Consider the following 21,820-nt stretch of genomic DNA (forward strand, 5'->3'; position numbering starts at 1 on the left):
GGCCATCAGCCCTTGGTGGTGCCGGCGGCGTTGGAGGACTTGGCGAGAAAGGCCCGGACCGATTCACGGTGCTCGGTGCTGGTGTAGCAAATGCCTTGCGCCTGGCTGCCTTGGGCGAAGACCTGCTGGGCCGGCAGTTCGAAGGTCTGATTCAGGATGGTCTTCGACAGTGCGAGGGCGGTCGCGGAGCCTTGGCTCAGTTCGGCAGCCCAGGCTTGGGCGTCGGCGACGAGCCGGTCGGCCGTGGTCTTGCGATCGACGATGCCCAGCGCGAGCGCTTCATCGACTTCAACCTTGCGCCCCGTGAAGATCAGTTCCTTGGCCTTGGGCAAACCGACGCGGCGCGGGAGGAAATACATGCCGCCGCCATCAGGAATGATGCCGCGGTGGATGTAAGACCAACTGAAGCTGCCCCACTCGCTCGCGATGATGAAGTCGCATGCGAGCGCGGTGTCGGCGCCGAGGCCCGATGCAGCGCCATTGACTGCGGCGATCACCGGCTTGGGCATGGTGTGCAGCAGGGCTTGGGTGTGATGCACGCGCTGCTGCCGGTGCCAGCCGTTGAATGCGACCTCGCCGGCGGGCGCGTTCATGCGGCGCTCCATGCCCGCGATGTCGCCACCGGCACAGAAGCCTTTGCCGGCGCCCGTGAGCACCAGGGCTCGAATGCGCTTGTCGGCGGCGACGCGCTCCAGTGCGTGAATGAATTCGGCACGCAGTTCATCGCTCATCGCATTGCGCTTTTCCGGGCGGTTGAAGGTCAGCGTCGCGATGCCGCGCTCTACCTGGAGTTGGATCAGGGCGTAGTCCATGGGGTTCATCCTTCTTCGCTCAGTCGATCTTGACGTTGTTTTCCTTGACGATCCGCGACCAGCGTTTGGTCTCGCCGTTCACAAAATCGCCGAGTTCGGCCGGAGCGCCGGCGCTCACGGTGAGGCCTTCGGGTTCGAGCATCTTGCGAAACTCTGCGCTCTCGGTGGCCTTCTTCGCCGCTTCGTTGAGCTTGCCGATCACAGCCGGGGGCGTGGCCGCCGGGACGAACAGGCCATACCAGCTTTCGACCGCGTAGCCGGGAATGGTCTCCGCGATGGCTGGCACATCCTTCAGGGCCGCCGCGCGCTGAGGCGAGGTGACGCCGATGGCGCGCAGCTTGCCGCCTGCAACCTGCGATGAAGCCGCTGCCGCAGTAGCAAACATCATGTCGACGTGACCGCCAAGCAGATCGGTCAAGGCCGGCCCGGCGCCTTTGTAAGGGACGTGCGTCATCTGCACCTTGGCCAGGTTCGTGAACATCTCGCCTGCCAGATGCGCCGAAGTGCCATTGCCTTGCGATGCGTAGGTGAGCTTGCCGGGATTGGAGCGTGCGGCTGCGACCACGTCCGCCACTGATTTGTAGGGACTGTCCGCGCGCACCACGAGGACGTTCGGGCCCCGGGCCAGCAGGATCACCGGTGCGAATGCCTTCTGCGTGTCATAGGGGAGCTTGGCCATCAGGCTCGGGTTCACCGCATGTGCAAAGGTCGACACCAGCACGGTGTAGCCGTCCGGGGCGCTCTTTGCCACCGCATCGCTGCCGATGATGGTGCCCGCGCCGGGCTTGTTGTCGACGATGACCGACTGGCCCAGTGCCTTGGTCATGCCCACCCCCAGCGCGCGTGCAATGGCATCGGTGCCGCCGCCGGGCGCGAAAGGGACGACCAGCTTCACCGGCCTATCAGGGAAGGCGGCGACCGCCGCGGAAGCTGCCAGCGCCGTCACGGCCAGGCAGCCGGCGAGACGGCACAGAAAGGAACGGAAGAGCATGGTCATCGGCTTGTCTCCTGTAATGCGAACAAATGAACGGAACGGGAGTAGCTTAGGAAGCCTTGCTCCGTTTGGCAGCCCCGCGATTCCATGCAGTGGAATTCGCTAGACTTCGCCACACACATGAATTCGCCGACAAACGCGCACGCGCTGGGGGCCAGGAAGCCCGGCGTATCCCCTGCGAACAGGTCTCTGGAGCGGGGCATCGAGATCCTGCGGTCGTTCCGCCCCGGCTCGGAGCTTCTGGGCAATGCCGAGATCGCCGAGCGCACCGGGCTCTCGCGCGCCACGGTAAGTCGTCTCACGCAAACGCTGGTCGGGTCGGGATACCTGCAGGTGGAACCGCGCACCAGGGCCTACCGGCTGGCGCCTCCGGTGTTGAGCCTGGCGCATGCGATGCGCAGTGGTTCGACCGTGCTCGCCATCGCAGCGCCGCACATGCGCGATGCCGCGCAGCAGCATCGGGTCAACGTCGGCCTGGCCGCTCCCGACCGAGACGAAATGGTCTACCTCGAATCGATCCGCTACAACCGCAGGCCGTCCCTGCGCAAGGTCGTGTCGGGCCAGCGCGTGCCGATGGAGTTGACCTCGCTCGGTCGCGCCTATCTCGCGAGCGCGCCGCAGGAGCAGCGCAAGCTGTTGCTCGCCTATTTCCGCCGGGTGCGCCGCGCGCAATGGGCCGAACTGGGGACAGCGCTCGCGGCGGCCATTCGCAGCGTGGCACAAGAAGGCTACTGCGCAGCGGCGTGGCAGCCGGAAGTGGTCGCAGTCGCCGCGCCGCTGATGTTCAGGGGCTCGCCCTATGCCTTGAACATGAGCGTGTCGACGGCGGAGCCCTTTGCTGCCGTCGTGCAAGAACTCGCACCGACGCTGCTCGCGTTGAGAAAGCGCATCCAGCACGAGTTGGACGTCGCAACGGATGAATGGTGAAAAGAATGGTGAAAGCGCGCCCAAAGGCGGCCGCCCGCGAGATGGCGCCGAGGCTGACCCACTTCGGGCCCGGGATGCGCTAAGGTGTGGGCGAAAAGTTCGCCCAAGGACCCTCAAGGACCCCCAGAATGGCCACATCCGCCTCCGCCCAGCGCCCGCCCCGCAAGCATTTCTCGATGATCCGGGGCTTTCATCTGGCCGACTTCTTCACGCTCGGCAATGCGGCCTGCGGTGTCGGCGCGATTTTCCTTGCGATGGCCTATATCGCGAGCCGGTCTGTCGAGCACTTCTTCTGGGCTGCAGCGCTCGCACCCGCTGCCTTCATCTTCGACGTGTTCGACGGCCGCATCGCGCGCTGGCGGCAGACGCACTCGGCACTCGGGCGCGAACTCGACTCGCTGGCCGACATCATCTCCTTCGGGGTGCTGCCTGCCGCCCTCGCCTTCGCGGCGGGACTCAATGGCGGCTGGGACTGCGTCATCCTCATCTATTTCGTGTGCTGCGGCGTCAGCCGGCTCGCACGCTACAACGTCACCGCCGAAGCGCTCTCCGAAGGCGCCGACAAGGTCAAGTACTTCGAAGGAACGCCCATCCCGACCAGTGTCGTGCTTGTCGGCGTGCTGGCACTCGCGGCCTGGCAGGGACGCATCGGCGAGGCGATCTGGGGCGGCGCCTGGACGCTCGGCCCCTGGGTGCTGCATCCGTTGAGCCTGCTGTTTGCGCTTTCCGGCACGCTGATGATCAGCAAGACCTTGCGCATCCCCAAGCTCTGAGCATCGAGCCCATGATTGCCCCACGTGTATTCGTCGCCTTAGCCCTCGCCCTTCTCATCACCGGATGCGCCAGCCTGCCGGGCCATGTCGAGCGAACGCCGTCCACCGCCATTACCCAGACGGCCGACACCCGGCTCGGCAAGGACGTGCTTCCGCTCGTCGCGGCCCATCCGGGCAAGTCCGGCATCCATCCGCTCTCGAATGCGGAGGACGCCTTTGCCGCGCGCATCGTCCTGGCACGGCTTGCCGAGCGAAGCCTCGATCTGCAGTACTACATCTGGCATGCCGACACCACGGGCCAACTGCTCTGGGAAGCCGTCTGGCAAGCGGCCGAGCGCGGCGTGCGCGTGCGCCTGCTGCTCGACGACGCCAACACCGGTGGGCTCGACCCCACGCTCGCCGCGCTGGATGCGCATCCCAATATCGAGGTCCGCCTGTTCAATCCCTTCGCGAATCGCGGCTTCAGGGTCGGCGACTTTGCGCTCGATTTCTCGCGCGTCAATCGGCGGATGCACAACAAGTCATTCACCGCCGACAACATGGCCACGATCGTCGGCGGCCGCAACGTGGGCGACGAGTACTACGGCGCCAACATGGAAGTCGGTTTCCAGGATCTGGACGTCCTGGCGATCGGGCCGGTCGTGAGCGAAGTGTCCAACCAGTTCGACCTGTTCTGGAACAGCGCATCGGCCTACCCGGCTTCGAGCCTGATGGCACCCGCTCCGGCCGGCAGCGCAGCAACCCTGCGCGCGGGCTGGGACACGGTACGCCAGAACCCCGAGGCGATTCGCTACGCCGAATCGGTGCGGCAGACGCCGCTGATGCGCGAGCTGGCCGAGCATCAGCTCAGCTTCGGATGGACGACGGCGCACGTCATCCATGACGACCCCGAGAAGGTGCTCCAACCCACCACGCGCACCGATCTCCAGATGGCCCCGGCGCTGCGAGAGTTGTTCGGCAATCCAAAGCGCGAGATCGACCTGGTGTCGCCTTACTTCGTGCCCGGCAAGGAAGGAACCAAGATGCTGAGCACCATGGCCGAGAACGGCGTGAAGGTGCGCATTCTGACCAACTCGCTGTCCGCAACCGATGTCAGCCCGGTGCATGCCGGCTACTCCAAGTACCGCAAGGAACTGCTCAAGAGCGGCGCGGTGCTCTACGAATTGAAGCCGGGTGCGGCCGTGCCTCCACCGGACAAGAGCGGCAAGAACGCCGCCGGCGGCAGCGGCGACCGGGAGCGCGGCTTTCCGGGCAGCGGCGGCAGCGGCAGCGGCGGAAGTTCCGCATCGAGCCTGCACGCCAAGACCTTCGCGGTGGACCGCGAACGCATCTTCGTCGGCTCGTTCAATCTCGACCCTCGCTCCTCGCGCCTCAACACCGAGATGGGCGTGGTCATCGACAGTCCCGAATTCGCCGGAATGCTCACCAATCAGTTCGAAACGGTCATTCCGTCGAAGGCCTATGAAGTGCGCCTTCAGCCGGACGGCGAGAAAATCGAATGGATCGACAACGACCCTGAAAGCAAGGCCACGCTCACCACCGAACCAGGCTCGGACGCCCTCCAGCGTCTCTGGATCGACTTCCTCGAAATTCTTCCTATTGAATGGCTTCTTTGAGATGACTGCCGCCCCTGGCCTCCGACAACTCGCCGCCCTGGCGGCCGAACGACCACTCGCACCGGCGTGCGACCACTTCTACTTTCTGCGCCACGGGCAGACCGAATGCAACGCGCGGCGTATCTTCCAGTCGGTCGACGAGCCGCTGAGCGCGCTAGGACTGCAGCAGGCGGCGCGCGCCGCCGAATTGCTGGCCGGCGAGCTGATCCGCAGCATCGTGAGCAGCAACGTGCATCGCGCGCTGACCACCGCGCACACCGTATCGAGCCCGCACGGCATTGCGCCCGTGGTGCTCGAAGGTCTGCGCGAGCGCAACTTCGGTGCGCTGATCGGCACGTCGTCGCTCCATATCGACTGGGCCTGCGAACCTGAGGGTGGCGAAACGCTGGCCGAGTTCGTCGAGCGCTCGCGCGTCGCGCTCGAACACGCGCTGACGCATCCCGGGCCGGTGCTGCTGGTCGCGCACGGCGGCACGCTCTATGCGCTCGCGGCGCTGCTCGGCGTGCCCGTCGACCTCAGTGTGCTGGGCAACGCGCAGCCCTTGCGTTTCGAGCGCAGCGGCACCATTTGGCGCATGACACCGCTGATGCAGCAGGTCGAAGGCGGCGCAGCCTTGGCCTGACCCTCCTCCTCGTATCTGCCGGATCTTCAGGAAACAAGCGACATGGAATTCAAGGACTACTACAAGATCCTCGGCCTCGAGCGCGGCGCCTCCGAAGACGAGGTCCGAAAGGCCTACCGCAAGCTCGCGCGCAAATACCACCCCGACGTCAGCAAGGAGCCCGACGCCGAGACGCGCATGCGCGACGTCAACGAAGCCAACGACGTCCTGCGCGACAAGGAAAAGCGCATGGCCTACGACCAACTCGCCGACCACGTCGCGCGCGGCGGCAGCCCCGACGGCAGCTTTCAGCCACCGCCGAACTGGGACGAAGGCTTCGAGTTCCATCGCGGGCCGCACGCCGGGCCGGCCGATCACGCGGACTTCAGCGAGTTCTTCTCGTCGCTCTTCGGCGCGGCCGAACGCCGCGGTGCCGAGCGCCGAAACTACCGCGCGCGCGGCGAAGACCATCACGCCGCGATCGAAATTGCGCTCGAAGATGCGCTCAAGGGTGCGGAGCGCGAGATCACGCTGCGCTCGCAGGAGATCAACGCGCAAGGCATGCCCGAATGGAAGACGCGCACGCTGAGCGTGAAGATCCCGGCCGGCGTCCATCCCGGGCAGTACATCCGCCTGGCGGGCCAGGGCATGCCCGGCCATGGTGGCGAGCCTGCCGGCGACCTCTACCTCGAAGTGCGCATCGCGCCGCATCCGCTCTATCGCATCGAAGACCGCGACCTCTACATGACGCTGCCGATCACGCCGACCGAAGGCGCGCTGGGCGCACAGGTGCAGGTGCCCACGCCGACGGGCGGGGTCGTCGAGGTCACCGTGCCGCGCAATGCACGCAACGGCCTCAAGCTGCGGTTGAAGGAACGCGGGCTCCCAGGCAAGCCGCCCGGCAATCTCTACCTGCTGCTCGAGATTGCGCTGCCCCCGGCCGACACCGATGCGGCCCGCAAGGCTTACGAACAACTTGCACAGGCGGCCCCCTTCAATCCGCGCCGCCATCTCGGAGTTTGACGACCATGGCCACAGTTTCCGTCACGACCACGGCGCTCAGCGCCTTGCACCCACTCGCCGCCACCGAACTCGCCCATGCCTGCGGCGCGGAAATCGAGTGGGTGGTGCAGTTGGTCGAGGTCGGCATCATCGAATCGCAAGCACCCGCCGAAAGCCCCGAGCAATGGCGCTTTCAGAGCACGGACCTGCAATGCGCGCTGGCCGCGCGAAGACTGGAGCGTGACTTCGGCGTCAACCTCGACGCCGCCGCGCTGATCCTCGATCTGGAGCACGAAGTGCGCCGCCTGAAGGCCGTGCTGCGCGCGCGCGGACTCGATAGGGAGATCTGAGGAAGCTGCCCCGGCGTTCAAGGCAATGGCATCGAAGCGATGGTTGCCTTGACGATCTGAAGGCGACGCTCGAATTCTGAATTGACCAGCGTGATCAGGGCGCGCAGATCGTTCGGGGTGGTGAAGAACTCATCGTCGCGTGCTGTGCGCGCTGACACGACAAGACCGTGGATGCATCCGGCAGCGCGATAGGCCTCCTTCAATGCGTTGATTTCGCCGACTGCTTGTTGGGTGAGCGTGGCGAGATTGCCTTGTGTCGGAACGTCTGGGTGGCGCGCGGGCGCGCAAGTAGGGTGGACCATCAATGGCCTCCAAAGGGTGCGATTTGCAAAAACCGTCGCTCCCGCTGCTAAACGAAGGCGGCGACTCGAACGGGTTAGCAGACCGGGCACCCCTTGCGAGAACCGGCAGGGCGTGAGCCCTCCCATCCGAGCCGCCAAAAATGGCGCGCGAACGAAAGAGCCGCAGATCCTGCGAGAGTCACTGCGGCTTTCGTCGCAGGGGTGCTTGTCGGGCTGCTAAACCCGGTCACGCTGAGTGTGCGCGACGGGCCGGAGTATAGCCAGCGATGGTCGAGTGACCATGATGCGCAGCGGGCCGATCTGCGGCTTTTTTTTCTGACGTAACCGCAGTAGCGCGGCGCCCGAATTACAGAGAGCCAATGCAACCTCGAGGAGCAAAGCCATGCAGCAAATTGACAACGACAAGCTCAATGCCCTGCTCGACAGGATGGTCACCGAGTTCGGCGCGCTGGCCAGTGCGCCGCTAGTGATCCTGGGTGATCGCCTCGGGTTGTACAAGGCAATGGCGGGCGCCGGGCCGATATCGGTGGATGAGTTCAGCGAACGCACGCATCTGCGTCTGCGCTACGCACAGGAGTGGCTCAGCGCGCAGGTCGCCAGCGGCTTCGTCGACTACGACCCGAACGCGCAAACCTACGCACTCTCGCCGGAAGCCGCACTGGTGCTGGCGGACGACAGCAGCCCTGCCTTCATGGGCGGCGGATTCGAATGCCTGATGTCGATGTTCTACGACATCGACAAGGTGCAAAAGGCATTTCGCGACGGCACCGGCCTCGCCTGGCACGAACACCACCCCAGCTTGTTCACAGGCACGGAACGCTTCTTCAGGGCCGGCTACAACGCGAACCTGGAGCCGAGCTGGATTCCGGCGCTGGACGGCATGAGCGAGCGGCTGCATGCAGGCGCTCGCGTCGCCGATGTCGGCTGCGGTTTCGGCGCTTCGACGATCGTGCTGGCCCAGGCCTACCCTGCTTCGACCTTCATCGGCTACGACTATCACGAGCCTTCGATCAACGCTGCACGTGAGCGCGCGGCCGCGGCGGGCGTCGCCGATCGCGTCAGCTTCGAGGTGGCTGGCGCGAAGACGTATCCTGGCCGCGATTTCGATCTCGTCGCCTTCTTCGATTGCCTGCACGACATGGGCGACCCGGTGGGAGCGGCCAGGCACGTGCGCGAGACGCTGTCGCCGGACGGGATGTGGATGATCGTCGAGCCTTTCGCCAACGATCGGCTGGAGGACAACCTCAATGCGGTCGGACGCATCTACTACAGCGCCTCCACGATGGTCTGCACGCCCTGCTCGCTGTCGCAGGAAGTGGGGCTCGGGCTTGGCGCCCAGGCCGGCGAGCAGCGCTTGGGCACCGTCGCGCGCGAAGGCGGGTTCAGTCGCTTTCGGCGCGCTGCGCAAACGCCGTTCAACCTTGTCTTCGAGGCCCGGCCCTAGAGCCGCAGGTCAATAGCCCAACACAGCATCCCAGACCTTCAATTGATTCAGCTTCGGCACCGCACCCAGCACGGTGTCGCCTGTTGCGCCTTCGCCCCAGCGCACGGCAGTGGCGGTGCCGGGCCGATATAGCGGCCAGGTCTCGCCTGTGCCGAGCGTGGGTTGCGCCTCGCTGGCGAACGACACCATGGCCGCCATGAATTGGTTGGATAACTGCGCCTCTTGCGGTGCGGCACCCAGCTTGTCGCGGTAGTAGTTCAGTCCGTAGGTTCCGAACAGCATGGGAACATCAGCGCAGTGCGGCACGCCACGCCCGGGCGCCTTGACCGCGTGCATGTAGGAACCAAAGCGAACCGGCACACCGGCCGTGGAAAGACGCGCTGCATAGCGGGTTCCGAAATTGCGCAGCAACTGGTCGCCGAAGATGTCCGTCCACAGCAGCGATGGGGTCGTCGGCCGTCCTTCCGCAAGCGCGGCTTGAACATACGCGTCGATGACTGTATTGGCAGCGTCGGTTCGGCCGCCGAGTTGGGCCGCCAGCGCGGCGCCCAGGGCGGGCAGCGTGGCGGGAGGTGTCGGCGTGAGCATGGTGTTGGTCGCCGGATCGTAGAGGTCCCACCAGAAAGCGCCTTCGTCGAGCGTGTAGTCGATGACGACAGGCAGGTCCGACGGCCAGTCGCGCCGAGTCCAGTCGCCCAGATAGGTCTTGCCATCGACGACGGGCGCGAGCTTGTAGGGTGACGCACCCGAGGTGAATCCTGCCGGCAAAGGCACCGCGTTCTGAGCCAGTTCGGCATCGTGCAACGCCTTTGCCGGCAGGTCCCGCAGCCCGCGGGGCGTGGTACCGAACCTGGTCGCGAGCAGTTCGGTGTAGGCCGCTGCATCCGTCATGGTCAACGAGGCCGGCGGTGTCACGTTCGGCGGACTGAGCAGCACCGCCTTGTGGAAAGTGCTGCGGTACGCAGGGTTCTGGGCCAGCATCGCCGTGTGCATGGCGCCACCCGATTGGCCCACGACGCAGACACGCGCTGGATCGCCGCCGAACGCGGCAATGTTGTCGCGCACCCATCGCAGCGCCGCGTCCATGTCCTGCAATTGCCAATTTGCCGTCGAGCCATTGCCGGCATCGGCGAAGTCCGGATGGGACAGCAAGCCGAGAGCACCCAACCGATAGTTGGCCGTGACCACGATGACACCGCGCTGCGCAAGCAACTTGCCGTTCATGAGCGGCATACCGGTTGCGCCGGTGCGGAAGCCACCACCATGAAACCAGACGATCACCGGCAGGCGCTGAGCTCCTGATGGGCTCCAGACGTTGAGCGTCAAGCAGTCTTCGCTTTGAAGGTCCGGCGATGGATAGATCCAGGACACCATGCCTCCGACGGTCTGCAGGCTGGCTGCCCCGAAAGCAGCGGCGTCGACGATTCCCGTTGCAGGCTGGGCCGGTCGCGGCGCCTGGAACCGTAGCGGCCCTACAGGGGGCTGCGCATAGGGAATCCCCAACCACGAAGTGACGCCATCTTGCTGTCGGCCGCGAAAACTGCCGGACGCGGTTGCGGCCACGAGATTGGCATCGCCGCCGACACCGATGCCGATGCCGCTATCACCGCCACCGCCGCAGCCCACCAGGGGCGCGGCTGCCAGTGCGGCACTTGAGAGCAGGAAGCGCCGGCGTGTGGCCGCTGCGCGAAGCGCGTCTGTTTGCATATGTCTCCTGTGGATGCACCGCCCGGGCGCGAGCGGCTAGGGAGAATGCTAGGCATCGCGCGTACTTCGCATAAGGCCGCCACCGCAATGCAGCGTTCCAGAGGTGCAACGATCCGGGTCAGCGCGGATCGCGTTCGAGCGAGGCCATGCCTTCTTCCAAAGCATCGATGAACCGGCGACCCGCCAGCGTGAGGGCGCGCCGCGAGGGATACAGCGCGTAGATGCCGACCTGAGGTGCAGCCCAGTCGGGCGCGATCACGCGCAGGCGGCCTTCTTCGATGTCCCGGCGGCACAGTACATACGGCAGCTGTGCGACACCCACGCCTGCCAGTGCCGCTTCGCGAATGAGCAGCAGGTTATCGGTGCTGAAGCGCACGTCCACGGTGATCTCATGCCTGCCATGGCGGGAATGCTGCAAAGACCAATGCGCAGGATCGGGGAAGAACGTCCATCCCACCGCCGGAAAGCAAGGAAAGTCTGTCGGTCCGGGATCCTCGGGATTTCGTGCGCCAGACCCGGTGCGCTCACGACCACGTAGTGCGCATTCGCCAGACAGCGTGCGACCAGGCTCGAATCGCGAAGTGGCTGCAGACTCGGCTGTATGGCCAGGTCTGCTGGCGCCATGAAGGGACGGCTCCTGCCATCGGTCGACTCGATCACGATCTTCACGCGGGGATATCGCATCATGAACTCGATTGCGATACGGCCGACCAAGGCCGAAGCCAGCGCCATTGGACACAAAACCCGCAACAAGCCCGAGGGTTCGCCGCGTGAATCGCTCGCTGCGGCCGCAGCGCCTTGCAACCGCGCGCGAACACTCACCGCATCTTCGTAGGTTCGCCGGCCAACTTCGGTCACTGTGAAACGCCGCGAGGTGCGCACAAGAAGATGGACGCCCAGGTTGCTTTCGAGCGCCGCGACCGAGCGGCTTAGCCGCGAGGGTGGAACCCCGAACCTCGCGCCTGCAGCATTGAATCCCCCGGCGTCCACGACAGCAGCGAATGCCATCAGGTCCTGGAACAGCTTCGACAATTCATCCATGAGGACGTCAGCTTGAGGTGGTCACGAACGACTCCAGTGGAGTGGTGAGGCAGTCTTCTCTTGTTCTGCTGTTCTGCTGCTGTGCTGGCAGGCCGGCGCCAACAACGTCATTCTGATCACTTCTTCCGAGTCGCCGTCTTGCGTCGCACGGTCGCGCCGCCCTTGCGCAGGACAGCCTCCCAGGCCAGGCGGGCCCAGCGTGCCGCTTCCTCGCGGTCTTCGTAGATTTCGGGCGGCGCTTCGACATACGAGGTCTGCGTCAGCTTGCCTGATCGCATGTACGCGAAGGGCGCCATCCCTTTCGATTCGAAATCGGATCGGCTCGCCTCGTCGGTCTTGAGGTACAGGCGCTCGCCAATCACCAGCCCGAACATACGCCCTTCATGGAAGACGCCGTGACCGCCGAACATGCGCCGGGCCGACACGCGCCCGAAGCGCTCGAACAACTCGGGAAGTTCTTCAGCTAGTGCCATCGTGTCCCCTGCTTTGTCTCGAGGGCCTCAGGCGCTCGAAACCAGATCTTGAACGTCACATACATCGCATAGCCAAGCCCGAGCACCATCCACGCGAGGTATGACACGTTGGCCCAGTACTCGCCAGCATGTGCCGCCAAGGTGTAGATCTGCATCTTGCAACCCCTGCCCACGCAAGACACCTCACCTCGAAACAGCGCACGCAACAAGGCAAACAGGAGGCCGCACGTCACAACGGCCGTCACGAGGAATCCCATCGGCCCCATGAGTCCTTTCGTGAGTTCGCGGTTCTCGTCGCGATAGCCCTTCCGAAGCAGGCTCTGCCCGAACTTGTACCAGGCGAATCCAAGCAGAAGCATCAGCAAGTAGTAGATCGCAGTACGCATACCGTCAATCGTAATGGACCACTCTTCGCTTCAACGGAAGACACTGCGCCGTAACGGCCGTTGCGCGGATCAAGCGCTCTGCCTCGCCGCAATCTGCCGGGCCAGGCTCACCGCACGCAGCGCCGCCGGCGACATCGTTCGGCCCTTCAACCAGATGGCGTGGATGTTGACCGCCAAAGGCGCCTTCACCTTGATGTCGAGGCGGCGCAGGTCCAGCCTGCTCGCCTCGGTCAACCCGTCGGGCAACAGGCCCAGCACGTCGGTTTCGGCAACAAGGCGGCCGAGCAGGTTCAGGTCATCGCATTCGACCGTCAGCGGAAAGTCATGCACCGATTCGAAGCCGTAGCTGACGGCAATGTGCTCCATGACGGAGTGCGTCGCAGAAATTCCGGCGATGCCATAGCGGCGCAGGACCTCGACGTCGATCTTGCCGATGCGCTCGATGGGATGGCCCGGCCGGCAGAACAGGGCCCCACCTTGCACACCGACCAAAGCGGTCGAATAGCGACTGCTACGGGCCAGCAGTCTGGGCTCGCCAAGGCAAAAATCGAGCTCTTGCGCTTCCAGCTTCTCGATCAGGGCCATCAGGTTGCCGAGACGAACTCGCGTGACGAGCCGCGGGCTGTTGCGGCCAAGCTCGGACAACAGGCTCGGCATGATGATGGCCGCGGGAACGGGCGCGGCACCGATCGCGAGTTCGCCGGCATCGCCTTGCCTCATCAGTTCGATGTCGCGCTGCAGGCAACTGCTGTCGAAGACCAGGGCGCGCGCACGCTCGAGCACCATCTGGCCGGCCTGGGTCAGCGAAACTCGCTGGGCATCACGGTCGAACAGTCGCATGCCGACTTGATCCTCGAGGCTTCGGATGCTGCGGCCGAAGGCCGCTTCGCTCAGGTGGACGCGCACCGCGGCGCGGGAGAAGCGACCTTCTTCGGCCAAGGCGATCAAGTGCGTCAAGCGGCGCAGGTCGGTGGCGAGCTTCGGGTCAGGTTGCATGAAACGCAATGTACTCGGGCTATTTTTGCGTTGGACACATTTTTGCCGCGTGTTCAAACTCCCATCTCGCGCGTTCGCCGCCCGGCGTTTTGCCGCACAAAGACCGGAGACAGACAAATGACGAAAAGATGGGCCAAGGTCCGAGGCTTGACGTGTTCGCTCGCCGCCACGGCGCTGCTGGTGTCGAGCGTGCACGGCGCGACAGCCGACCCCGCCGACAAGCCAGCGCAGCCTCGCCCGAACATCGTGTTCGTGGTGATCGACGATGCCGGCTTCAGCGACCTCGGCGCCTATGGCAGCGAGATCAAGACACCCAACATCGACGACATCGCGAAATCCGGCGTCCGGTTCACCAACTTCCACACTGCATCGACCTGCGAATCGTCCCGCGCGATGATGCACACCGGCATTGACCACCATCGCGCCGGCGCAGGCTCGCTGCGCCCCGTGATGGCCGACAACCAGAAGGGCCAGCCCGGGTACGAGGGTTTCCTGAGCCCGAACGCGCACAGTCTTGGGCAATTGATGCACGACGGCGGCTATGCCACCTACTTCGCCGGCAAATGGAACATGGGCGACGGACTCGAGCACGCGCCCGGCGCAAAAGGCTGGGACCGGTACATCTCCCTGGAGCAGACGGGCGCCGACAACTTCGAGGCCAAGGTCTACGCGCCGCTCAACATGGAGGCCGTCTGGTGGGAAGACGGCAAGCGCGCGGTGTTGCCCGCCGACTTCTATTCGACGCGGCATTACGTCGACCGGATGATCAGCTATGTCGAGGACGGCAAGGACACCCACAAGCCCTTCTTTGCGGTCCTCGCCTTCCAGGCCGTGCATTCGCCACTGCAGGCACCCGAAGTGGACATCGACAAGTACAAGGATCGCTACACGCAGGGCTGGGACAACCTGCGCTCCGAGCGCTACCAGCGCCAAGTGGACATGGGCCTGGTGCCTGCCGGGTTGAAGCTGCCCGAGACAGTGCTGCGCAAGAGCTGGGACAGCCTGGACGCCAAGGACCAGAAGCTCTATGCCAAGAAGATGTCAGTCTTCGCAGCGATGCTGGACAGCGCGGATCAGCACATCGGCCGGTTCCGCGATTACCTGAAGCGCACCGGCCAACTGGACAACACCGTCTTCGTGGTCATGTCGGACAACGGCGCGGACCCCTTCGAGCTCAACAACCTCAACCTGCCGTTCAAGCTCTGGTATCGCGTGAACTATGCACTCGGCATCGATACGTTGGGGCAAAAGGGCAGCTATGTCCACTACGGGCAGGACTGGGCGGAAGTGTCCAATACCCCCTTCGCGAGCTTCAAGGGCACGTCCGCGGAGGGAGGCATGCGGGTGCCATTCATCGTGAGCTATCCGGAGCGCATCAAGCCGGGCGGCATGACCGACCAGTTCGCCTACGTCACCGACTTTCTGCCGACCATGCTCGACATCGCCGGCATCCCCATGCCCGGCGACGTGTACAAGGGCAAGAAGCTGAACCGTCCGACCGGCACGAGCATGCTGCCCTATCTGGAGGGACATGCGCCGTCGATCCACCCCGCCGACTACTCGGTCGGCTTCGAAGCGACGGGAGCTGGCGCGCTGTTCTTTGGCGACTACAAGATCAGCCGCAATGTTGCGCCGTTCTTCGACGGTCAATGGCACCTCTACGACATCAAGTCGGACCCGACCGAATCGCGCGATCTCAGCGCCGAGAAGCCTGAACTGATGAAGACCATGCTGGCCAAGTACGACGACTACATCCGCCAGAACGGCGTGATCAATCCGCCCGCCGGCTACAACCCTCTCTTTCAGCTGCTGAAGAACAACTGGCCGGTGCTGGTTCGGCAGATGGCAGGCGTTCTGGCCGCCGCGGTGCTCCTGATCGTCGTCTTGGTCGCCGCCATCGTGTTTGGATTGCGCAAGTTGCGCAGGCGCAGTGCGGCGGGTGGACGGGTGACGACGCGCCCCCGCCACGCTCACACCTGAGGCCCGCGCCGTGCGCATCCAGCAAGGCCGGCTTGTTGCGATTGCGCTGGCTGTTGGCGCCGGGTTGCTCGTGCTGGCCTGGCTGGCCTGGCTGCTGGGTTCGCCGCAAACCGGGCCTCGCAAGATCGCCTCGGGCGCCGATGCGCCTTCGTCAGCCGCCAGGTTCGTCGGGTCGCAGGTTTGCGTGGGCTGCCACCAAGCTCAAGGCCAGGCATGGCAAGGTTCGCACCACGATCTGGCGATGCAGCACGCGACGCCCGCGACCGTGCTGGCGCCCTTCCGCGGAGAAGCTTTCACCGAAGCTGGCATCACGTCGCGTTTCCGGCAGCGCGACGGCAAGTTCTACATCGAGACGCAGGATCGCGACGGACGCGAACAAGAGTTCGAGGTGACCCACACACTCGGCGTCTATCCGCTGCAGCAGTTCCTGGTTCCGATGCCCGACAAAGGCATGCAGGCGCTGACGATGGCCTGGGATGCCCGCCCGCAGGGCAAGGGAGGCCAGCGCTGGTTCGATCTGCACGCAGGGCAAAACGTCAAGCCCGGCGACCCGCTGCACTGGACGGGCCGCCAGAACAACTGGAACTTCATGTGCGCCGAATGCCATACGACCAACTTCAAGAAGAACTTCGACGTCGTCACGCGCACTTACGGCAGCACGTGGTCTGAAGGCAATGTCGGCTGCGAAAGCTGCCATGGCCCGGGGTCGCGCCATGTGGCCTGGTCCGGGTTGTCAGGAGCAGCACGGCTGTCGGATGCCACGATGGGACTGGCGCAGCTGCTTCGGGACCGCAAGGATGCCCAATGGAACATCAGCGCGGAAACCGGCAATGCGGTGCGCAGCCCGGCCGTATCGCCCGACAGGGCCGAGGTCCAGTTGTGCGCGCAATGCCATTCGCATCGCAGCCAGATCTCGGACAACTACGTGCATGGCAAGCCGCTGCTGGACACGCACGTGCCCTCGCTGCTGGACAAGTCCCTGTTCTGGCCCGACGGCCAGATGAAGGCCGAGGTCTACAACTACGCGTCCTTCCAGCAGAGCCTGATGTACCAGAAGGGGGTGAGCTGCAGCGACTGCCACAACCCGCATTCGCTCCAGCTGCGCGCGCCGGGCAACGCCGTGTGCTTTCAATGCCATGCGCCGGCCAAGTACGAGGCGCAGACCCACACCTTCCACGAACTGAATTCCAAGGGCAGCAGTTGCGTCGCATGTCACATGCCGACCACGACCTACATGTCCATCGACCCGCGGCACGACCACGGCATCCGGGTGCCGCGGCCCGATCTTTCGGTGGGCACCGGCATTCCGAACGCCTGCAACAAATGCCATGTCGACAAGTCGCCGGAGTGGGCCTCGCAAGCGCTGCTGCGCTGGTATCCGGGCATCGAAGCGCGTCACCCGCCGCTGCAGACCGCATTCGCGGCCTTCGACAAGGGCGACGAGAAGGCGCTGTCGCTGCTGTCGAAGGTCTTCGAGGACGCCGGCCAATCGTCGATTGCGCGTGCCAGCGCGTTGTCGAGGGCCGTGCCCGCGATGGGGCCTGAAGGGCTGAACCAGATCGGCAAGCTGCTGCAGGACCGCGATCCGTTGGTGCGGCGAACGGCGGTGGAAGCATTGGCTACCGCGCCACCAGAGATCCGCTCCCAATGGCTGCGCCCCATGCTCGCCGATCCGGTCAAGGCCGTTCGCATGTCCGTCGCCCGCTGGCTGGCCGGTGTGCCGGTCGCAGGATGGGACGCGAAAGACCAGGCGCAGCTTTCCGCGATCGTCGATGAATACGTCAAGGTGCAGTTGTTCAACGCCGATCGGCCGGAGTCCTATGACAACCTCGGCACCCTCTATGCGGACCAGGGCAAGTGGAAAGAGGCCGAGGCGGCGCTGAACAAGGCGATCGAGCTGGCACCGGACATGGCGGCGTCTTCGTTGAATCTCGCGGACGTGTATCGCGCCCAAGGTCGAGAGGACGATGCGCAATCTCTGCTGCGGGATGTTGCCGCGAAGTTTCCGGGCGACGCCACCGCCCAGCATGCCCTGGGCTTGTCACTGCTGCGCCAACGCCGTCTCGACCAGGCACTCGTGCTCTTGCGTCGCTCCGCAGAGCTTGCGCCGGACAACGCTCGCTTCGCTTATGTCTATGCGCTGGCTCTCGAGCGCGATGGCCAGGACCGACTGGCGCTCGCAACACTGGAAAACGCGCTGAAGCTCAGTCCAATGGACCAGGATGCCGCCGCGGCCGCCGCAGCGATCTGCAAGCGCAGCGGCGACGCGTTCTGCAGGAAGTGATATTCATCGCGATAAGATGATTGCAGACCACTCGATCGCCCACCACTCGACGATTGACCAGCGTCTGAGCACCGAGGTCGACACCTCCCCCATTCGATGCTGCCTCCGCCCGTCACCATTCCAATGACCTTTGTGCAGGGGATGCTTTCGGGTGTCCACGCGCGCGGCCAGGGCTGCGACGAATTCCTGCTCGAAGCCGGCATCGCTCCCTCGCTCATGCAACAGGCCAGCGCCCGGGTGACAGCGAGTCAGTACTCCGAACTGTTCCGTATCCTGATGAAGCGCCTCGACGACGAATGCCTCGGCTTCTTGTCGCGGCCCTTGAAGCCTGGCAGCCTCGGCTTGATCACCCTGTCTGCTGTCGGGGCCGAAACGCTCGAACTGGCGATGCGCCGGATCGCTCGCGCCTTTTGGCTGCTGCAGGACGATGTGCTTCTGGAGCCTGTGCAAGACGGCGCATTGGCAGGCCTGTCGCTGAAGTTCACGAACGCTTCGGTCATCTATCCGAACTTTCTTCACGAGTTCTTTCTTCGGATGTTCTGGCGCCAGCTTGCCTGGTTGATCGGCGGCAAACTCCCCGCGGAGCGCTTCGATTTCGCGTTCGGATTGCCCGCTTACGCCGGTAGCTACGGCCAGGCGTTTCCTGCGCCGCTGCACTTTGATTGCGTGCGGTCGACCTTCTGGTTCCAGGCTGCCTGGTTGAAAGAACCGGTGCGACGCACGGAAGCCGAAGTGCGCACGGCACTTCGTTATGCGCAGGCCGAAATCATCGTTCCCAGGCGAGTCGATAACTTTGTGAGCGCGCGCGTGCGACGTCACTTGCAGGGCACGCAGCCCGCATGGCCCGATCTTGTCGCCACGGCCGAAGCGCTGCATATGTCGACCTCCACTTTGCAGAGGCGCCTTGCGAGCGAAGGCACTTCGTTTCAGTCGCTCAAGGACGAACTCCGCCGCGACACGGCCATCGTCCGGCTGAACACCAGCGGCATTTCGCTGGCGGCGCTGGCCTATGAGCTTGGGTTTGCGGACAGCGCGGCTTTTCAGCGGGCCTTCAAGGGATGGACGGGCAGCGCGCCCGGAGCCTATCGCCGCAGCGGAAGGTGATCCGGACTTCGCGGGAGTGAGGTCTTTTGCCATCGGATCAGGGCATTGCGCAATCGTGCGCGGGGCCGGCGCTTCCTACGATCGGGTGCATATCAATGGGCCACGTTTTTCCGTGGCCGAATGGAGACAAGCACCATGTATCTCACGCAATCCCTGCACCGGGCGGCGCAGCAACACCCCGAGCGCGTTGCAGTGCGCTGTGGCGATCGCCATCGCACCTTCGGGCAAATGGCCGATCGCGTTGCGCGGTTTGCTGGTGCCTTGCAAGGGCTCGGCATGCAGGTCGGCGATCGCGTCGCGATGCTGTCGCTCAACTCCGATCGGTACCTCGAATACCAGATGGCCGTGCCTTGGGCCGGTGGCGTTCTCAATCCCTGCAACATCCGCTGGACTGCTGCAGAGATCCTCTATTCGCTGGACGACTCTGGCTCGACGATCCTTCTGGTCGACGAGACCTTTCGCCCGATGGCCGAGCAGTTCCGGCGCAGTTCGCGCACCTTGCGTGAAGTGGTCTATTGCGGCGATGGCGAGGTGCCCGAGGGCATGCGCGGCTATGAAGCGCTGATCGCAATCACGGACCCGGTGCCCGATGCCCTGCGACGCGGCGAGGACCTGGCCGGCATCTTCTACACCGGCGGCACCACGGGATTTCCCAAGGGCGTGATGCTGAGCCACACCAATTTGTGCAGCTCCGCGCTTGCCGCGCGGGCCGAAGGGCTCGCTTCGCCTGCGGGGACCTACCTCCATGCGGCCCCGATGTTCCATCTTGCCGACATGGGCTGTGCCATGGCGCACTGGCTGGAGGGCAACACCCATTCGATCATTCCGGCATTCAATCCCGAAGGGGTCCTTGATGTGCTGGAGCGCGACCGCGCCACTCATGTGTTGATGGTCCCGACCATGATCCAGATGATGGTCGACCACGCGGCGATGCAGAAGCCGCGCGACCTGAGCGCGCTGCGCACCATCATCTACGGCGCCGCGCCCATCTCGGAGGCCCTGGTCGACCGCGCCATGGCCGCGCTGCCCGGCGTGAGCTTCGTGCAGGCGTACGGCATGACCGAGCTTTCGCCGGTTGCCACCATCAACCCCGCCTGGACTCACACGGTGGAGGGCCGCAAACGCGGCAAGTTGCGCGCAGCCGGTCGGGCCAGCTTCGTCACCCAGGTCAAGATCGTCGACGAACAGGGCAACGAAGTGCCCCGCGGAATCGTCGGCGAGGTCGTGGTGCGAGGCCCCAATGTGATGCAAGGCTACTGGAACAAGCCCGAGATGACCGCCCAGGCCGTGCGCGACGCGTGGATGCATACCGGCGACGGCGCCTGGATGGACGAGGACGGCTTCATCTTCATCGCCGACCGCCTGAAGGACATGATCATCACCGGCGGAGAAAACGTCTTCTCGGCCGAAGTCGAGAACGCCCTCGCCCAGCATCGCGCCGTTGCGGCCTGCGCGGTCATCGGCATTCCGAGCGCGGACTGGGGCGAATCGGTGCATGCGGTGGTGGTTCTCAAGCCCGGCGAGGAAGCCTCCGCGGAAGCGCTCATCGCCTACTGCAAGTCGCTGATCGCTGGCTACAAATGCCCGCGCAGCCTGGTCTTCACCGAAGCGCTGCCGCTGTCCGGTGCAGGCAAGGTCCTCAAGACCAAGCTGCGCGAGCCCTTCTGGCAAGCGCAATCCCGGCAAGTGGCCTGACAGCAGGGCATGTCCCGGCAAGCCGATGCCTTTTGCCATGCGATCGATGCGATGTGTCATCGCCGGCGGGGCAACGAATTCCTACCATCGAACCATTCAAAGGGCGCGATCCCGCTGCCCTCTTCAGCACCTCCAGGAGTCCTCCATGAACCGTGACGTCTTTGTCAGCGGGGTCGGCATGATCCCCTTCACCAAGCCAGGCGCCAACGAGCCCTATCCGCAGATGGCCGCCAAGGCCACCCGCCAGGCCCTGGCCGACGCAGGCATCGGCTATGAGCTGGTTCAACAGGCGTATGTCGGCTATGTGTACGGCGACTCCACCGCCGGCCAGCGCGCCGTGTACGAAGTCGGCATGACCGGCATTCCGGTCGTCAACGTGAACAACAACTGCTCCACCGGCTCGACCGCGCTCTTCCTGGCGCGCCAGGCCGTCGGCAGCGGTGCCGCCGAGTGCGTGCTGGCGCTGGGCTTCGAGCAGATGAGCCCCGGCGCGCTCGGCTCGATGTACACGGACCGGACGAGCCCGTTCGAGCGCTTCGACGAACAGGCCGCGGCGCTGACCGACGTCGACCTGCCGTTGGCCTTGCGCTATTTCGGCGGCGCGGGCCTCGCGCACATGAAGGAGTTCGGCACGAAGCTCGAGACCTTCGCCAAGATCCGCGCCAAGGCAAGCCGCCACGCGGCCAACAATCCGCTCGCCCTCTTCCGCACCGTGATCACCGAAGAGGACGTGCTGAATGCTCCCATGATGTGGCCCGGCGTCATGACGCGCCTGATGGCGTGCCCGCCCACCTGCGGCGCGGCGGCGGCAATCATCTGCTCGTCCGAGTTCGCCGAGCGCCATGGTTTGAATCGCCAGGTTCGCATCAAGGCGCAGGCCATGACGACGGACCAGCCGATCACCTTCAAGGCAGGTGACATGCGCGAAGTGGTTGGCTTCAGCATGGCTCGCTCGGCCGCGCAGCAGGTCTACGAGGCCGCCGGCGTGGGACCGCAAGACATCGATGTCGTCGAGCTGCATGACTGCTTCGCACAGAACGAGTTGGTGAGCTATGAGGCGCTTGGCCTCTGCCCGGTGGGCGGCGCGGAGAAGTTCATCTGCGACGGCGACAACACCTATGGCGGCACGGTCGTCACCAACCCTTCGGGCGGCTTGCTCAGCAAGGGCCATCCACTGGGCGCCACCGGCCTGGCGCAATGCTTCGAGTTGACGCACCAGCTGCGCGGCACTGCCGAGCAACGTCAGGTCGAAGGCGCCCAACTGGCGCTGCAACACAACCTCGGCCTGGGCGGCGCCTGCGTGGTCACGCTGTACGAACGCGTCTGAGGGAGA

The 21,820-nt window shown here is 64.8% G+C and carries 20 protein-coding genes and 1 pseudogene; 12 read left to right on the forward strand and 9 right to left on the reverse strand.

Annotated features, from left to right (window positions below):
• Positions 1-5: 5 nt before the first annotated feature.
• On the reverse strand, positions 6-812 hold the full coding sequence (locus tag AC1DSF_RS07435) for an enoyl-CoA hydratase/isomerase family protein (protein WP_478182532.1): 807 nt from the start codon (positions 810-812) through the stop codon (positions 6-8).
• Between the two features lie 19 nt (positions 813-831).
• Positions 832-1,809 carry a tripartite tricarboxylate transporter substrate binding protein gene (locus tag AC1DSF_RS07440; protein ID WP_478182533.1) on the reverse strand — a complete coding sequence of 326 codons (978 nt, stop codon included), beginning with the start codon at positions 1,807-1,809 and terminating at the stop codon, positions 832-834.
• 117 nt (positions 1,810-1,926) lie between these two features.
• Between AC1DSF_RS07440 and AC1DSF_RS07445 the strand changes: the two genes are divergently transcribed.
• The 6 genes from AC1DSF_RS07445 (at position 1,927) to AC1DSF_RS07470 (ending at position 7,075) form a co-directional block, all read left to right on the forward strand.
• Positions 1,927-2,733, forward strand: coding sequence for an IclR family transcriptional regulator (locus AC1DSF_RS07445; RefSeq protein WP_478182534.1), 807 nt, complete (start codon positions 1,927-1,929; stop codon positions 2,731-2,733).
• Between the two features lie 128 nt (positions 2,734-2,861).
• Positions 2,862-3,506 (forward strand): CDP-alcohol phosphatidyltransferase family protein, encoded by a 645-nt coding sequence (locus AC1DSF_RS07450; protein WP_478126587.1) that lies wholly within the window; start codon positions 2,862-2,864, stop codon positions 3,504-3,506.
• Between the two features lie 11 nt (positions 3,507-3,517).
• Complete coding sequence (locus tag AC1DSF_RS07455; RefSeq protein WP_478182535.1) at positions 3,518-5,122, forward strand: phospholipase D family protein; 1,605 nt, start codon at positions 3,518-3,520, stop codon at positions 5,120-5,122.
• Position 5,123: 1 nt separating this feature from the next.
• On the forward strand, positions 5,124-5,744 hold the full coding sequence (locus AC1DSF_RS07460; RefSeq protein WP_478182536.1) for a histidine phosphatase family protein: 621 nt from the start codon (positions 5,124-5,126) through the stop codon (positions 5,742-5,744).
• Between the two features lie 42 nt (positions 5,745-5,786).
• Positions 5,787-6,746, forward strand: a complete 960-nt coding sequence (locus tag AC1DSF_RS07465; protein ID WP_478126590.1) for a DnaJ C-terminal domain-containing protein — start codon at positions 5,787-5,789, stop codon at positions 6,744-6,746.
• A 5-nt stretch (positions 6,747-6,751) separates the two neighbouring features.
• On the forward strand, positions 6,752-7,075 hold the full coding sequence (locus AC1DSF_RS07470) for a chaperone modulator CbpM (protein WP_478182537.1): 324 nt from the start codon (positions 6,752-6,754) through the stop codon (positions 7,073-7,075).
• A gap of 17 nt (positions 7,076-7,092) precedes the next feature.
• On the opposite strand, the gene AC1DSF_RS07475 is transcribed toward AC1DSF_RS07470, so the two are convergent.
• On the reverse strand, positions 7,093-7,377 hold the full coding sequence (locus AC1DSF_RS07475; protein ID WP_478182538.1) for a hypothetical protein: 285 nt from the start codon (positions 7,375-7,377) through the stop codon (positions 7,093-7,095).
• 382 nt (positions 7,378-7,759) lie between these two features.
• Here AC1DSF_RS07475 and AC1DSF_RS07480 point away from each other — a divergent pair, with 382 nt between their 5' ends.
• Positions 7,760-8,821, forward strand: coding sequence for a class I SAM-dependent methyltransferase (locus AC1DSF_RS07480; protein WP_478182539.1), 1,062 nt, complete (start codon positions 7,760-7,762; stop codon positions 8,819-8,821).
• A gap of 9 nt (positions 8,822-8,830) precedes the next feature.
• On the opposite strand, the gene AC1DSF_RS07485 is transcribed toward AC1DSF_RS07480, so the two are convergent.
• The 6 genes and pseudogenes from AC1DSF_RS07485 to AC1DSF_RS07510 form a co-directional block, all read right to left on the reverse strand.
• Positions 8,831-10,528, reverse strand: coding sequence for a carboxylesterase/lipase family protein (locus tag AC1DSF_RS07485; RefSeq protein WP_478182540.1), 1,698 nt, complete (start codon positions 10,526-10,528; stop codon positions 8,831-8,833).
• Positions 10,529-10,646: 118 nt separating this feature from the next.
• Positions 10,647-10,910, reverse strand: a complete 264-nt coding sequence (locus AC1DSF_RS07490; protein ID WP_478182541.1) for a LysR substrate-binding domain-containing protein — start codon at positions 10,908-10,910, stop codon at positions 10,647-10,649.
• Positions 10,911-11,080: 170 nt separating this feature from the next.
• Positions 11,081-11,569: pseudogene (locus AC1DSF_RS07495) on the reverse strand (LysR family transcriptional regulator); the annotation flags it as partial.
• Positions 11,570-11,685: 116 nt separating this feature from the next.
• Positions 11,686-12,042, reverse strand: a complete 357-nt coding sequence (locus tag AC1DSF_RS07500; protein WP_478126596.1) for a TfoX/Sxy family protein — start codon at positions 12,040-12,042, stop codon at positions 11,686-11,688.
• Positions 12,033-12,428, reverse strand: coding sequence for a hypothetical protein (locus AC1DSF_RS07505; protein ID WP_478182542.1), 396 nt, complete (start codon positions 12,426-12,428; stop codon positions 12,033-12,035). The genes AC1DSF_RS07500 and AC1DSF_RS07505 overlap by 10 nt, the downstream gene beginning before the upstream one ends.
• A gap of 69 nt (positions 12,429-12,497) precedes the next feature.
• Positions 12,498-13,424, reverse strand: a complete 927-nt coding sequence (locus AC1DSF_RS07510) for a LysR family transcriptional regulator (RefSeq protein ID WP_478182543.1) — start codon at positions 13,422-13,424, stop codon at positions 12,498-12,500.
• A 117-nt stretch (positions 13,425-13,541) separates the two neighbouring features.
• Here AC1DSF_RS07510 and AC1DSF_RS07515 point away from each other — a divergent pair, with 117 nt between their 5' ends.
• From AC1DSF_RS07515 to AC1DSF_RS07535, 5 genes are all read left to right on the forward strand, one after another.
• Positions 13,542-15,404: an arylsulfatase gene (locus tag AC1DSF_RS07515; RefSeq protein ID WP_478182544.1), complete on the forward strand. Its 1,863-nt coding sequence runs from the start codon at positions 13,542-13,544 to the stop codon at positions 15,402-15,404.
• Between the two features lie 10 nt (positions 15,405-15,414).
• A complete protein-coding gene (locus AC1DSF_RS07520) occupies positions 15,415-17,688 on the forward strand; it encodes a tetratricopeptide repeat protein (protein WP_478182545.1) in 2,274 nt (757 codons plus the stop codon).
• Positions 17,689-17,811: 123 nt separating this feature from the next.
• Positions 17,812-18,792, forward strand: a complete 981-nt coding sequence (locus AC1DSF_RS07525) for an AraC family transcriptional regulator (RefSeq protein ID WP_478143238.1) — start codon at positions 17,812-17,814, stop codon at positions 18,790-18,792.
• Between the two features lie 120 nt (positions 18,793-18,912).
• Entirely contained in the window at positions 18,913-20,487 is a 1,575-nt protein-coding gene (locus AC1DSF_RS07530) for an acyl-CoA synthetase (protein ID WP_478182546.1), read from the forward strand.
• A gap of 145 nt (positions 20,488-20,632) precedes the next feature.
• Positions 20,633-21,814: a lipid-transfer protein gene (locus AC1DSF_RS07535; protein WP_478126604.1), complete on the forward strand. Its 1,182-nt coding sequence runs from the start codon at positions 20,633-20,635 to the stop codon at positions 21,812-21,814.
• The last annotated feature ends 6 nt before the right edge of the window (positions 21,815-21,820 follow it).

The sequence above is a fragment of the Variovorax sp. 01N429 genome, from assembly GCF_056399425.1.